The 13,517-nt window shown below is 71.4% G+C and carries 11 protein-coding genes; 8 read left to right on the top strand and 3 right to left on the bottom strand.

Annotated features, from left to right (window positions below):
- The first annotated feature begins 124 nt into the window (after nucleotides 1-124).
- From ACFYOH_RS10990 to ACFYOH_RS10965, 6 genes are all read left to right on the top strand, one after another.
- Nucleotides 125-2,914 carry a SulP family inorganic anion transporter gene (locus ACFYOH_RS10990; RefSeq protein ID WP_388623627.1) on the top strand — a complete coding sequence of 930 codons (2,790 nt, stop codon included), beginning with the start codon at nucleotides 125-127 and terminating at the stop codon, nucleotides 2,912-2,914.
- A 138-nt stretch (nucleotides 2,915-3,052) separates the two neighbouring features.
- Nucleotides 3,053-5,008 (top strand): acetate--CoA ligase, encoded by a 1,956-nt coding sequence (gene acs / locus ACFYOH_RS10985; protein ID WP_388623625.1) that lies wholly within the window; start codon nucleotides 3,053-3,055, stop codon nucleotides 5,006-5,008.
- 185 nt (nucleotides 5,009-5,193) lie between these two features.
- Nucleotides 5,194-6,636, top strand: coding sequence for a Na+/H+ antiporter NhaA (nhaA, locus tag ACFYOH_RS10980; RefSeq protein ID WP_388623622.1), 1,443 nt, complete (start codon nucleotides 5,194-5,196; stop codon nucleotides 6,634-6,636).
- A gap of 122 nt (nucleotides 6,637-6,758) precedes the next feature.
- Nucleotides 6,759-7,247 carry a phage holin family protein gene (locus tag ACFYOH_RS10975; RefSeq protein WP_388623619.1) on the top strand — a complete coding sequence of 163 codons (489 nt, stop codon included), beginning with the start codon at nucleotides 6,759-6,761 and terminating at the stop codon, nucleotides 7,245-7,247.
- Nucleotides 7,244-8,164 carry an alpha/beta fold hydrolase gene (locus ACFYOH_RS10970; protein ID WP_388623616.1) on the top strand — a complete coding sequence of 307 codons (921 nt, stop codon included), beginning with the start codon at nucleotides 7,244-7,246 and terminating at the stop codon, nucleotides 8,162-8,164. Before ACFYOH_RS10975 ends, ACFYOH_RS10970 begins: the two co-directional genes overlap by 4 nt.
- A gap of 202 nt (nucleotides 8,165-8,366) precedes the next feature.
- Complete coding sequence (locus tag ACFYOH_RS10965; RefSeq protein ID WP_365723261.1) at nucleotides 8,367-8,546, top strand: hypothetical protein; 180 nt, start codon at nucleotides 8,367-8,369, stop codon at nucleotides 8,544-8,546.
- A 25-nt stretch (nucleotides 8,547-8,571) separates the two neighbouring features.
- Here ACFYOH_RS10965 and ACFYOH_RS10960 read toward each other — a convergent pair whose 3' ends face one another.
- From ACFYOH_RS10960 to nth, 3 genes are read right to left on the bottom strand one after another with little or no spacing between them, the layout of a single operon-like run.
- Nucleotides 8,572-9,771 (bottom strand): MarP family serine protease, encoded by a 1,200-nt coding sequence (locus tag ACFYOH_RS10960; RefSeq protein WP_388623613.1) that lies wholly within the window; start codon nucleotides 9,769-9,771, stop codon nucleotides 8,572-8,574.
- Nucleotides 9,772-9,783: 12 nt separating this feature from the next.
- Complete coding sequence (locus ACFYOH_RS10955) at nucleotides 9,784-10,479, bottom strand: NUDIX hydrolase (protein WP_388623610.1); 696 nt, start codon at nucleotides 10,477-10,479, stop codon at nucleotides 9,784-9,786.
- 54 nt (nucleotides 10,480-10,533) lie between these two features.
- Nucleotides 10,534-11,595 carry an endonuclease III gene (nth, locus tag ACFYOH_RS10950; protein WP_388623607.1) on the bottom strand — a complete coding sequence of 354 codons (1,062 nt, stop codon included), beginning with the start codon at nucleotides 11,593-11,595 and terminating at the stop codon, nucleotides 10,534-10,536.
- A gap of 276 nt (nucleotides 11,596-11,871) precedes the next feature.
- On the opposite strand from nth, the gene ACFYOH_RS10945 reads away from it, so the two are divergent.
- A complete protein-coding gene (locus tag ACFYOH_RS10945; RefSeq protein WP_030668030.1) occupies nucleotides 11,872-12,546 on the top strand; it encodes a Crp/Fnr family transcriptional regulator in 675 nt (224 codons plus the stop codon).
- A gap of 148 nt (nucleotides 12,547-12,694) precedes the next feature.
- Nucleotides 12,695-13,516 carry a nucleotidyltransferase domain-containing protein gene (locus ACFYOH_RS10940; RefSeq protein ID WP_388623604.1) on the top strand — a complete coding sequence of 274 codons (822 nt, stop codon included), beginning with the start codon at nucleotides 12,695-12,697 and terminating at the stop codon, nucleotides 13,514-13,516.
- Nucleotide 13,517: the final 1 nt, after the last annotated feature.

Below are 13,517 nucleotides of genomic sequence, written 5' to 3'. Positions count from 1 at the left end.
AGTTCGCTCACACGAGGGACCGCGCGAGCCATTTGCCACGAAAAGCTATGTTCGCTCTTTACATGCCATTACGTTTCCTTTGCCAAGCATTGCTCCATCCCGCCGCCCCGGAGGAGACGGGACCATGTCAGCCTGCGCACCCCCGCACACCCAGCATCCGCGCCCGCCGCACAGCCCGCCGCCCGGCCGCTGGCGCCGCTTCCCCGTGGCGGGCGCCGACCTCTCGGCGTCCGTCGCGGTGTTCCTGATCGCTCTGCCCCTGTCCCTCGGCATCGCCCTGGCCACCGGTGCCCCGCTCCAGGCCGGCCTCGTCGCCGCCGCCGTGGGCGGACTCGTCGCCGGCCGGCTCGGCGGCTGCCCGCTCCAGGTCAGCGGTCCCGCCGCCGGACTCACCGTGGTCACCGCCGACCTGATCCACCGCTACGGCTGGCGGGCGACCTGCGGCATCACCGTCCTCGCCGGACTGGCCCAACTCGGCCTCGGCTGCCTGCGGGTGGCGCGCGGCGCGCTCGCGGTCAGCCCGGCCGTGGTGCACGGCATGCTCGCCGGGATCGGCATCACCATCGCCGTCGCCCAACTGCACATCGTGCTCGGCGGCAGTCCGGACAGCTCCGTTCTCGCCAACGTCCGTGCGCTGCCTGCCGAGTTGGCCCATCTGCATCCGGCCGCCGTCTCGATGAGCGCACTGACGCTCGCGCTGCTGCTGGCCTGGCCCCGCCTGCCCGGTCGCACCGGCCGGACGCTCCGGCGCGTGCCGGCCGCCCTCGTCGCCGTCGCCGGGGCCACCGCCACGGCGGCCCTCGCCGGCCTGACCCTGCCCCGGGTCGACCTGCCGTCGTGGCGCAGCCACGCCCTGGCCGGACTGCCCGAGGGCGCGGCGCCCGGCCTCGCCGCCGCGGTGCTCACCACTACCCTGGTGTGCAGCGTGCAGTCGCTGCTCGGTGCGGTGGCCGTGGACAAACTGGTCGCGGCCCGTCCTTGCCCGGTCCCCCGCGTCGGCCGCTCCGACCTGGACCGAGAGCTGCTGGGCCAGGGCGCCGCCAACATGGTCTCCGGGGCGCTCGGCGGACTGCCGGTGGCCGGGGTGGCCGTGCGCAGCACCGCGAATGTGAAATCGGGTGCGGTGAGCCGGAACTCCACGATGCTGCACGGCGTTCTCGTAGTAGTCGCCGCGTTGCTGATGGTTCCGGCCCTGGAGGAGATCCCGCTCGCCTCCCTCGCCGCCCTGGTCATGGCCGTCGGTATCCAGATGGTGTCCCTGCACCACATCCGCACGGTGACGCGCCACCGCGAAGTGCTGGCCTACGCCGCGACCACACTCGGTGTGGTGCTCCTCGGCGTCCTGCAGGGCGTGCTCCTCGGGGTCGCCGTGGCGGTCGCCGTCGCCCTGCGCCGCCTCGCCCGCACCCACATCACCCACGAAGAGAAGGAAGGAGTCCATCACGTAAGAATCCGAGGTCAGCTGACGTTCCTCGCGGTGCCCCGGCTCAGCCGGTCCCTGCATCTCGTACCCCAAGGCGCCCACGTCGTCGTGGAGTTGGACGGTTCGTTCATGGACCACGCGGCATACGAGTCGCTGCAGGACTGGCGCAGCTCCCACACCGCACGCGGCGGTACGGCCGAGCTGAGGGGCAGACGCGGCGGAATCCGGACCGCCGCACCTGCCCTGACCGCCGAGCCGAATCAGCCCACCGGGTCGACCCTGACCGCCACTCCGACCCTGCCCATCGAACCGACCCTGACCGCCACACCGACCCCGCCCATCGAACCGACCCTGACCGCCACACCGACCCCGCCCACCGGACAGACCCCGTCCGCCACACCGACCCCGCCCACCGGACAGACCCCGTCCGCCGAACCGCCCCCACCCACCGGGCCGACCTCGCCCACCGGGTCGAACCCATCCACCGAACCGCCCCCACCCACCGGGCCGAACCCGCCCACCGGGTCGATCCCATCCACCGGGTCGATCCCATCCACCGAACAGCCCCCACCCACAGATCCACCCCCGCCCACCGGACAGACCCCGCCCACCAAGCCAGCCCCGCCCACAGATCCACCCCCGCCCACCAAGCCAACCCCTCCCACCGAACCACCCCCGCCCACGGGACCACCCCCATCCGTCGCGTGCCGGTGTCGGCCCTGGATGCCCTGGCGAAATCACCGGTCTTGCCTCCAGGAGGCAGTCACCGCCCCGGCGGGACGGGCGGCCGGGCGCGAACTGGTCCGCGGGATCGGCTCGTTCCAGCGCCACACCGCGCCGCTGGTACGGGACGAGCTGGCGCGGCTAGCCCGGGAGGGCCAGCGGCCCGCGCAACTCTTCCTCACCTGTGCCGACTCCCGGCTCGTCACGTCGATGATCACCGCCAGTGGTCCCGGCGATCTGTTCGTCGTCCGCAACATCGGCAACCTGGTGCCGATGCCGGGCGAGGAGCACGGCAACGAGTCGGTGGCGGCCGCCGTCGAGTACGCGGTGGAGGTGCTCGGCGTGCGCTCCATCACCGTGTGCGGGCACTCGGGGTGCGGGGCGATGCAGGCGCTGCTGACCGCGACCGACGCGGACGAGGAGACCCCGTTGCGCCGCTGGCTGCAGCACGGGCTGCCGAGTCTGGCGCGGATGGCCGGGCACCGGCGCGGCTTGCCCCGGCTCGCCGGGCGGGCCCCGGCGGACGCGGTGGAGCAGCTGTGCCTGATCAACGTGATCCAGCAGCTGGAGCACCTGCGGGCGCACGGCCCGGTGGCCCGCGCGCTGGCCAGGGGCGGACTGGAGCTGCACGGGATGTACTTCCACGTGGGCGAGGCACAGGCGTACTTGCTGGCGGGTAACGAGGGGGAGGGACACGGCGCGTTCGAGGACGTCCGGGGAAGTGTCACGGACGGGGCGCCTGTGAGGGAGGCACGCAGTCCGGCGTGACAGGCTCGCGGCTCGGCCCGGGAAAAGGACTCACCAACAGGTCTAAACCAATTTAGCCGATGACCCTTGTCATCGGACCCCCGCGTCTGATGAGCTGTGGCCTGGGACACAACGGACACCCTTCGAAAGGGAGATGTCGTGAGTAACGAGAGCCTGGCCAACCTGCTCAAGGAAGAACGCAGGTTCGCGCCCCCCGCCGACCTGGCCGCGCACGCCAACGTCACCGCGGAGGCGTATGCACAGGCCAAGGCTGACAGGCTCGGCTTCTGGGCCGAGCAGGCCCGCCGGCTGACCTGGGCCAAGGAACCGACCGAGACGCTGGACTGGTCGAACCCGCCGTTCGCGAAGTGGTTCAAGGACGGCGAGCTGAACGTCGCCTACAACTGCGTGGACCGGCATGTGGAGGCGGGACACGGGGACCGTGTCGCCATCCACTTCGAGGGTGAGCCCGGCGACAGCCGCTCGATCACCTACGCCGAGCTGAAGGACGAGGTCTGCAAGGCGGCCAACGCCCTGCTGGAGCTGGGTGTCCGCAAGGGCGACCGGATCGCCATCTACATGCCGATGATCCCGGAGACCGCGATCGCGATGCTGGCCTCGGCCCGGATCGGTGCCGCGCACTCGGTGGTCTTCGGCGGCTTCTCGGCGGACGCACTCGCGACGCGCATCCAGGACGCCGACGCCAAGGTGGTCATCACCGCCGACGGTGGCTACCGGCGCGGCAAGCCGTCCGCCCTCAAGCCGGCCGTGGACGAGGCGATCTCCAAGGTCGACAACGTCGAGCATGTGCTGGTGGTGCGCCGTACCGGTCAGGACGTGGCGTGGACCGAGGGCCGGGACGTGTGGTGGCACGAGCGCGTCGAGCGGCAGTCCGCCGAGCACACCCCGGAGGCGTTCGAGTCGGAGCACCCGCTGTTCATCCTCTACACCTCCGGCACGACCGGTAAGCCGAAGGGCATCCTGCACACCTCCGGCGGCTACCTCACCCAGACGGCGTACACGCACTGGGCGGTCTTCGACCTCAAGCCGGAGACGGACGTGTACTGGTGCACGGCCGACGTCGGCTGGGTCACCGGGCACTCGTACATCGTGTACGGTCCGCTGGCCAACGGCGCGACGCAGGTGATGTACGAGGGCACGCCGGACACCCCGCACCAGGGCCGGTTCTGGGAGATCGTGCAGAAGTACAAGGTCACGATCCTCTACACCGCGCCGACGGCGATCCGGACGTTCATGAAGTGGGGCGACGACATCCCCGCCAAGTTCGACCTGTCCTCCCTGCGCGTCCTCGGCTCGGTGGGTGAGCCCATCAACCCCGAGGCGTGGATCTGGTACCGCAAGCACATCGGCGCGGACAGGACGCCCGTCGTGGACACCTGGTGGCAGACCGAGACCGGCGCGATGATGATCTCGCCGCTGCCCGGCGTCACCGAGGCCAAGCCCGGCTCCGCGCAGACCCCGCTGCCCGGCATCTCCGCGACCGTCGTCGACGACGAGGCGAACGAGGTGCCCGACGGCGGCGGTGGCTACCTGGTGCTGACCGAGCCGTGGCCGTCGATGCTGCGCACCATCTGGGGCGACGACCAGCGGTTCATCGACACCTACTGGTCCCGCTTCGAGGGCAAGTACTTCGCCGGTGACGGCGCGAAGAAGGACGACGACGGCGACATCTGGCTGCTGGGCCGGGTCGACGACGTGATGCTCGTGTCCGGGCACAACATCTCCACCACCGAAGTGGAGTCGGCGCTCGTCTCGCACCCGTCGGTCGCCGAGGCGGCCGTCGTCGGTGCCGCCGACGAGACCACCGGCCAGGCGATCGTCGCGTTCGTGATCCTGCGCGGCACGGCCGCGGAGACCGAGGCGCTCGTCGGCGAGCTGCGCAACCACGTGGGTGCCACGCTCGGCCCGATCGCCAAGCCCAAGCGGATCCTGCCGGTGGCCGAGCTGCCGAAGACCCGCTCCGGCAAGATCATGCGCCGTCTGCTGCGGGACGTGGCCGAGAACCGTCAGCTCGGTGATGTGACCACGCTGACCGACAGCACAGTCATGGACCTGATCCAGACGAAGCTGCCTGCGGCGCCCAGCGAGGACTAGGCGGAACGGCAGCGAGGGTGCCCGGTTTCGCCACCGGGCACCCTCCTTCGTTCGGCTCACTAACCTCTGGCGTCAAAACAGAGTAAAATGGCGATCTCAGGGTGTGCCGGGAAGTCTGGTCGGCGACGCCGTCGGCGATCCGCGCGACGGCGTGATCATCGCCGTACGACCCGGAGGTCCCCGCCGTGGCCGCACCCCGCACCCGTAGAACTCCCCGCAAGGTGCTCGGACGTCTCTCCCTGCCCGAGCGGGCCTTCGTGGCGGACGCGCTGCGGGCCGAGACCGTCGGCGGTGTCCTGCTGCTCCTCGCCGCCGTGGCTGCGCTGATCTGGGCGAACATCCCCGCTCTGCACCACAGCTACGAGTCCGTCAGCCGCTTCCACCTCGGCCCCGCGGCGCTCGGCCTGAACCTCTCCCTGGCGCACTGGGCCGCCGACGGCCTGCTCGCGGTGTTCTTCTTCGTGGCCGGTATCGAGCTCAAGCGGGAGCTGGTCGCCGGGGACCTGCGCGACCGCAGGGCGGCCGTCCTGCCCGTGGTGGCCGCACTGTGCGGCATGGCCGTACCCGCGCTCGTCTACGCCCTCACCACCCTCACCGGGCACGGCTCGACGCAGGGCTGGGCGGTGCCCACCGCGACCGACATCGCCTTCGCGCTCGCCGTGCTCGCGGTCATCGGTACCTCCCTGCCCAGCTCCCTGCGCGCCTTCCTGCTCACCCTCGCGGTGGTCGACGACCTCTTCGCGATCCTGATCATCGCGATCTTCTTCACCGACCGGCTGAACTTCGCCGCGCTCGGCGGGGCCGCCGCCGGACTGGCGGTGTTCTGGCTGCTGCTGCGCAGGGGAGTCCGCGGCTGGTACGTGTATGTGCCGCTCGGCGTGGTGATCTGGGCGCTGATGTACAACAGCGGCGTGCACGCCACCATCGCCGGCGTGGCGATGGGCCTGATGCTGCGCTGCACCACTCGGGAGGGCGAGCAGCACTCGCCCGGCGAGCACATCGAGCACCTGGTGCGGCCCCTGTCCGCCGGGCTGGCCGTACCGCTGTTCGCGCTCTTCAGCGCCGGGGTGAAGGTCTCCGGCGGAGCACTCGGGGACGTGCTCACCAAGCCGGAGACGCTCGGCGTCGTCCTCGGCCTGGTCGTCGGCAAGACGATCGGCATCTTCGGCGGCACCTGGCTGACCGTGCGCTTCACCCGCGCCTCCCTCAGCGAGGAGCTCGCCTGGGCCGACGTCTTCGCCGTCGCCTCCCTCTCCGGCATCGGCTTCACCGTCTCCCTGCTCATCGGCGAACTCGCCTTCGCCGGCGACGCCGTCCTCACCGATGAGATCAAGGCGGCCGTCCTCATCGGATCGCTCCTCGCTGCCGTGTGCGCGACGCTGCTGCTGAAGATACGCAATGCCAAGTACCGCAGGCTGTGCGAGGAAGAGGAGCGCGACGAGGACCTCGACGGCATCCCGGACGTCTACGAACAGGACGACCCGGCCTACCACCTGCGCATGGCCGAGATCCACGAGCGCAAGGCCGCCGAACACCGCCGGATCGCCGCCGAGAAGGCCGCCGCCGCGCGCCACGAGCTTCAGGAAGTGCCGGGCGGGGCAGGCGAGGAGGACGACCGTCCGGCATGATCTGACGAGACGGTACAAAACTAGACGGCCACACGAGCGGATCCGCCGGCTACGTACGGCACGCGCATGACGTACGACGGCACGGCCACCGCGGCACGAGACACCTCGTAAGGGAGAACGCGATGAGCGCACCCGACGGCAGCCCGGTCGGCGCCGAACGCAGCATCGGCCAGCTGTTCGCCTCGGCGACGACCGAATTGTCGGCGCTGGTGCACGACGAGATCGCCCTGGCCAAGGCCCAGCTGAAGCAGGACGTCAAGCGCGGCGCGGCCAGCGGCGGCGCGTTCTCGGCGGCCCTGGTGCTGCTCGTCTTCTCGCTCCCGATGCTCAACTTCGCGCTCGCCTACGGCATCCGCACCTGGAGCGGCTGGAACCTGGCGATCTGCTTCGTGCTGTCCTTCGCGGCGAACGTGGTCCTCGCCGGCCTCCTCGCGCTGATCGGCGCGCTGTTCGCGAAGAAGGCCAAGAAGAGCAAGGGCCCGCAGAAGGTGGCCGCCTCCATGAAGGAGACGGCGGGCGTACTGCAGAACGCCAAGCCGCACCCGCGCGCGGAGCTGCCCGAGGACCGCACCCCCGCGGCCATCGAGGCTGTGGCACGCTCACAGTCATGACGGACCCAGCCCCCTCGGCCGTACGCATCGATGGTCCCTGGACGCACAGGGACGTCGCCGCGAACGGCGCGCGCTTCCACATCGCCGAGCTCGGCGACGGCCCCCTGGTGCTGCTGCTGCACGGCTTCCCGCAGTTCTGGTGGACCTGGCGGCACCAGCTGGTCGCGCTCGCGGACGCGGGCTACCGGGCGGTGGCGATGGACCTGCGGGGCGTCGGCGGCAGCGACCGCACGCCCCGCGGGTACGACCCCGCCAACCTCGCGCTCGACGTCACCGGCGTGATCCGCTCGCTCGGCGAACCGGACGCGGCGCTGGTCGGCCATGACCTGGGCGGCTATCTGGCGTGGACCGCGGCGGCGATGCGCCCCAAGCTCGTACGGCGGCTCGCGGTCGTCTCCATGCCGCATCCGCGGCGCTGGCGCGCGGCGATGCTGCGTGACGCCCGGCAGACGGCCGCCAACTCCTACATCTGGGGTTTCCAGCGGCCATGGCTTCCGGAACGTCAACTCACCGCAGATGACGGCGCGTTGGTGGGCCGGCTGCTCCGGGACTGGTCCGGGCCGCAGCCGCCGGAGGAGGCGGCCGTGCAGACCTACCAGCGGGCCATGTGCATCCCGTCGACCGCGCACTGCTCGATCGAGCCCTACCGCTGGCTGGTGCGCTCGCTGGCCCGCCCGGACGGCATCCAGTTCAACCGCAGGATGAAGCGGCCGGTGCGGGTGCCCACGCTGCATCTGCACGGCTCGCTGGACCCGGTGACGCGCACGCGCAGCGCCGCCGGGTCGGGTGAGTACGTCGAAGCGCCGTACCGCTGGCGCCTGTTCGACGGCCTCGGCCACTTCCCGCACGAGGAGGATCCCGCCGCCTTCTCCACCGAGCTCGTCAACTGGCTGAAGGATCCCGAACCGGACCGGTGACGCCCGCCCGCGCCGGTCACATACTGCGGTGCGGTTCACCCGTATCGGTGATGGACACCGGTGACCGTGCGGTGACGTTTCGATGCGTGGAGTATCCGGTTCCTGAACAGTTGTCCGCCGAACGGCCACATGCCCGCCGCATAGGCCAATTGGGCGGCGCTCAGGCGGTTATCGACCTTCGGGCAGGGGCATGCGTCGGGGTATGGGCTGGACGCACGACTACAGTGACGCACCCCGCAACCGCCGCTCCGGCGCCGGTGTGAGCACGTCTCAGCGAGGCAATCCGCAACTCGCGGAAGCGGACCTCCGGGTGGGGATTCCGCGCATCCTGCGCCGCCGGGCACGCTGGGTCTCGGTGCGTCTGCGCCACCCACGCGGCTGACGCCCCTCCCGGGCTGTCCGGGGGGTCACAGGGCGCAGCTGTCCGTACCCACCTGCTCGCTCGCCGTACGTCCCCGCTGGACGTCGGGCTGGATCTCGTCCGCCGTGAGGGCGTAACCGGTCTCGGCGTCGTCGAGGGACTTGGCGAACACCACGCCGTACACCCGGCCGTCGGGGGTGAGCAGCGGGCCGCCCGAGTTGCCCTGGCGGACGGTCGTGTACAGCGAGTAGACGTCGCGGCGGACGGTGCCGCGGTGGTAGATGTCCGGGCCATTGGCCGTGATGCGCCCGCGCACGCGCGCGGCGCGCACGTCGTACGAGCCGTTCTCCGGGAAGCCCGCGACGATCGCGCCGTCACCGCCGGCCGCGTCCTGCGCGGAGAACCGCAGGGCGTTCGTCTTCAGGTCGGGTACGTCGAGTACGGCGATGTCGCGCTTCCAGTCGTACAGGACCACCTTGGCGGCGTACCTGCGGCCCTCGCCGCCTATCTGCACGGTGGGCGCGTCGACGCCGCCGACGACGTGCGCGTTGGTCATGACCCGGCGGTTCGCGAAGACGAAGCCGGTGCCCTCCAGCACCTTGCCGCAGCTCTGGGCGGTGCCGGTCACCTTGACGATGGAGCGCTGGGCGCGGGCGGCGACCGGGCTGTTCGCGAGGGCCGGGTCGGGCGGCTGGACGTCCTTGATCGGCTCGTTGGCGAACGGGCTGAAGACCTGCGGGAAGCCGTTCTGCGCGAGGACGGAGGAGAAGTCCGCGAACCAGGTGTTGGCCTGCGCGGGCAGCGCGCGGGAGACACCGAGGAGCACCTTGGAGCCGCGGACCTCCTTGCCGAGCGTCGGCAGGGTGGTGCCGGCCAGGGCGGAGCCGATCAGCCAGGCCACCAGCAGCATGGCGACGACATTGACCAGGGCGCCGCCGGTGGCGTCCAAGGCGCGGGCCGGGGACCAGGTGATGTACCGGCGCAGCTTGTTGCCGAGGTGGGTGGTCAGGGCCTGGCCGACGGAGGCGCAGACGATGACGACGACCACGGCGACCACGGCGGCGGTGGTGCCGACGTTCGCGTTACCGGTCACGGCGTCCCAGATCACGGGAAGCGTGTACACGGCGACGAGGCCGCCGCCCAGGAACCCGATCACCGACAGGATGCCGACGACGAAGCCCTGGCGGTAGCCCACCACCGCGAACCAGACGGCCGCGACCAGCAACAGGATGTCCAGCACGTTCACGGGATCACCCTGTCATGCGCGCCAGTCGAGTGGGACCTGCTTCTCTCTGTCCCAGGGGCGCTCCCAGCCCGCGAAATGCAGCAGACGGTCGATCACCCCGGCCGTGAAACCCCACACCAGGGCCGATTCGACCAGGAATGCCGGACCTCGGTGGCCGCTGGGGTGGACGGCGGTGGCTCGGTTGGCGGGGTCCGTGAGATCCGCCACGGGGACCGTGAACACCCGCGCCGTCTCGTTCGGGTCGACGACGCCCACCGGGCTGGGCTCGCGCCACCAGCCGAGCACGGGCGTGACGACGAAACCGCTGACCGGGATGTACAGCGCGGGCAGCGCGCCGAAGAGCTGGACGCCGGAGGGGTCCAGGCCGGTCTCCTCCTCGGCCTCGCGCAGCGCGGCCCTGAGCGGTCCGTCGCGGTGCGGATCGCCGTCCTCGGGGTCGAGCGCGCCGCCGGGGAAGGACGGCTGCCCGGCGTGCGAGCGCAGGGAGCCGGCGCGCTCCATCAGCAGCAGCTCCGGGCCGCGCTCGCCCTCGCCGAACAGGATCAGCACGGCCGACTTGCGGCCCGAGCCGTTCTCCGGCGGCAGGAAGCGGCTCAGCTGGAGCGGCTCGACCGTCTCGGCGGCCCGCACCACGGGCGCCAGCCACTCCGGAAGCCCCTCCTTGCTCAGCGTCACCGCGCCGCCCCGCGTCTCACTGGCCCTCGCCATCGCCACCCCCCTCGCTCTGTCCGTCCAACGCCCGAGGACCCCGAGATCGTTCCGTCACGCGGCCCCCAGCGGCGGGGCCGGCCTGCCGCCCGCGTCCAGGTAGGCCTGCGGGGGCTTCAGGCGCTGGCCGGGGAAGCCGCCCTTCTCGTACTTCAGGAGCTTCTTCGCCTTCTCGGGGTCGGTCTCGCCCTCGCCGTAGGCCGGGCAGAGCGGGGCGATCGGGCAGGCGCCGCAGGCGGGCTTGCGGGCGTGGCAGATACGGCGGCCGTGCCAGATCACATGGTGGGACAGGTCGGTCCACTCGCTCTTCGGGAACAGCGCGCCGACGGCGGCCTCGATCTTGTCCGGGTCGCTCTCCTCGGTCCACTGCCAGCGGCGCACGAGCCGCTGGAAGTGGGTGTCCACGGTGATCCCCGGCCGCCCGAAGGCGTTGCCCAGCACGACGAAGGCGGTCTTGCGGCCGACGCCGGGCAGCTTGACCAGGTCCTCCAGCCTGCCGGGCACCTCGCCGCCGAAGTCCTCCGCGAGGGCCTTGGACAGCCCCATGACCGACTTGGTCTTCATCCGGAAGAACCCGCAGGGGCGAAGGATCTCCTCGACCTCCTCCGGGTTGGCGGCGGCCAGGTCCTCGGGGGTCGGGTACTTCGCGAAGAGCGCCGGGGTGGTCTGGTTGACGCGCAGGTCGGTGGTCTGGGCCGACAGCACGGTGGCGACCAGCAGCTGGAAGGGGTTGTCGAAGTCCAGCTCGGGGTGGGCGTACGGGTACACCTCGGCCAGCTCGCGGTTGATGCGGCGGGCGCGGCGGACCAGGGCGGTGCGGGACTCCTCCTTCGGCGGCTTCACGGCGACCGTCTTGGCGGGCGCCGCCTTCTTCAGGACCACGGCCTCGCCGGTGGCCACGACCTTCTTGGCGGGGGCGACCTTCTTCGCCGAGGCGGCCTTCTTCGCCGAGGCGGCCTTCCGGGCTGGGGCTGCCTTCTTGGCGGGCGCCGCCTTCTTGCTGGTGGCCGCCGCCTTGGCCGGCGCCGCCTTCTTCGAGGCCGCCTTCTTGGTCGGCGTGACCTTTTTTGCCGTTTTTCCCGTTTTCCTACTGCCGCCGGAGCCCTGTTCGCCCACAGCGGAATCGCGACGTACAACCACCCGCTAAGCCCCCTTGGCCTGTGCTCTCACCGGCGATTTGGACACCCGGCCAGCCTAGAGCCCGGCACCGACATCCGCTCCGGACCCGGTGGATCGGTCCCCGATTGGACCCCTGACGCTTACCTCGGGACACCTGTGCGGCATCCTTGTGACAGATCACACTGTTTGGACCGTCCGGCAAAATGGGGAACACGGTCCCCTGGCACTCGGGGGAGCAAGATCCCCTGAGCAGGTCGACAAGGAGAGAACTCAGTGGACGACGTTCTGCGGCGCAACCCGCTCTTCGCGGCTCTCGACGACGAGCAGGCCGCGGAGCTTCGCGCCTCCATGAGTGAGGTGACCCTCGCACGCGGCGACTCCCTGTTCCACGAGGGCGACCCGGGTGACCGGCTGTACGTCGTCACCGAGGGCAAGGTCAAGCTGCACCGCACCTCCCCCGACGGCCGCGAGAACATGCTGGCCGTCGTCGGACCCGGCGAGCTGATCGGCGAGCTGTCGCTCTTCGACCCGGGCCCCCGTACGGCGACCGCGACCGCGCTGACCGAGGTCAAGCTGCTCGGTCTCGGCCACGGCGACCTCCAGCCCTGGCTGAACGCCCGCCCGGAGGTGGCCGGCGCCCTGCTGCGCGCCGTCGCCCGCCGTCTGCGCAGGACCAACGACGCGATGTCCGACCTGGTCTTCTCCGACGTCCCCGGCCGCGTGGCACGCGCCCTGCTGGACCTGTCGCGCCGCTTCGGCGTGCAGTCCGAGGAGGGCATCCACGTCGTCCACGACCTGACGCAGGAGGAGCTGGCCCAGCTGGTCGGCGCCTCGCGCGAGACCGTGAACAAGGCACTGGCGGACTTCGCCCAGCGCGGGTGGCTCCGCCTGGAGGCGCGGGCCGTCATCCTGCTGGACGTGGAGAGGCTGGCCAAGCGCTCGCGGTGACGCCCGTCCAGGCCGTACGACCTCGGGGTCCGCTTCTCGCGAGCCGGGCCCCGCTGTCCTTGCCGCTCCGGGCTGCCGCCTGGGCCGCTGATGCCGGCCGCGCCGAAATTGCCCAGCGCGGCCGTCTCCCGGGCGGCACAGTTGCCCCATGGCTGAAACGATCCGTCGGCCCGGGCTCGACGACCAGGGCTTCATCGCGCGCGAAGGCTCCCTCGCGCGCGTGCCCGCCGCTTTCCGTCCTGTCGTGGCCATAGCGCGGGACCGGCTGCTGGAGGTCTTCGGGGCGCGGCTGCACAGCGCCTACCTCTACGGGTCGATCCCGCGCGGCACCGCGCGCGTGGGCCGCAGCGACCTGGACCTGTTCGTCGCGCTCCGGGACGAACCGGCCGACGCCGACCGGGACGCCGTACGGACGCTCGGTGAGGCGGTCGACAAGGAGTTCCCGCAGATCGACGGCGTCGGCACGCTGCTGTACGGCAGGGACCGGGTGCTGAGCGAGCTGGAGCGGTACGACCTGGGCTGGTTCGTGGCCTGTCTGTGCACCCCGCTGCTGGGCGAGGACCTCGCCGAGCTTCTGCCGCGCTACCGCCCCGACTCCCTGCTCGCCCGCGAGACCAACGGCGACCTGGCGCTGTGGCTGCCCCGCTGGCGCAAGCGGATCGCGGACGCCGAGGACACCGAGGAGGCCAGGCGGCCCCTCGTGCGCTTCACGTCCCGGCACCTCGTCCGCACCGGCTTCACCCTGGTCATGCCCCGCTGGAACGGCTGGACCAGCGATCTGGGCCAGATGGCCGAGGTGTGCGGCGCCTACTACCCCGAGCGGGCCGCACGGCTGCGTACGGCGGCGCGGCATGGCCAGGAACCCGTCGGCGACCCGGAGGTACTGCGGTCCTACGTCGACGACCTCGGCCCCTGGCTCGCCGACGAGTACGCGCGCGTGCACGGCATCAAGGCACCCAGGCCGGACTAGC

The sequence above is a fragment of the Streptomyces sp. NPDC007856 genome, assembly GCF_042868225.1.
Classification (GTDB): domain Bacteria; phylum Actinomycetota; class Actinomycetes; order Streptomycetales; family Streptomycetaceae; genus Streptomyces.
The sequence above is the reverse complement of the archived record's forward strand: the minus strand, read 5'-3'. Positions and strand labels throughout refer to the sequence as shown.

Excerpts from the sequence above, each read along its gene's own strand:
- ACFYOH_RS10990 (WP_388623627.1), top strand. The coding sequence starts at position 125 with ATGTCAGCCTGCGCACCCCCGCACACCCAGCATCCGCGCCCGCCGCAC.
- ACFYOH_RS10975 (WP_388623619.1), top strand. The coding sequence starts at position 6,759 with ATGAGCGCACCCGACGGCAGCCCGGTCGGCGCCGAACGCAGCATCGGC.
- ACFYOH_RS10970 (WP_388623616.1), top strand. The coding sequence starts at position 7,244 with ATGACGGACCCAGCCCCCTCGGCCGTACGCATCGATGGTCCCTGGACG.
- ACFYOH_RS10965 (WP_365723261.1), top strand. The coding sequence starts at position 8,367 with ATGGGCTGGACGCACGACTACAGTGACGCACCCCGCAACCGCCGCTCC.
- ACFYOH_RS10955 (WP_388623610.1), bottom strand. The coding sequence starts at position 10,479 with ATGGCGAGGGCCAGTGAGACGCGGGGCGGCGCGGTGACGCTGAGCAAG.
- ACFYOH_RS10940 (WP_388623604.1), top strand. The coding sequence starts at position 12,695 with ATGGCTGAAACGATCCGTCGGCCCGGGCTCGACGACCAGGGCTTCATC.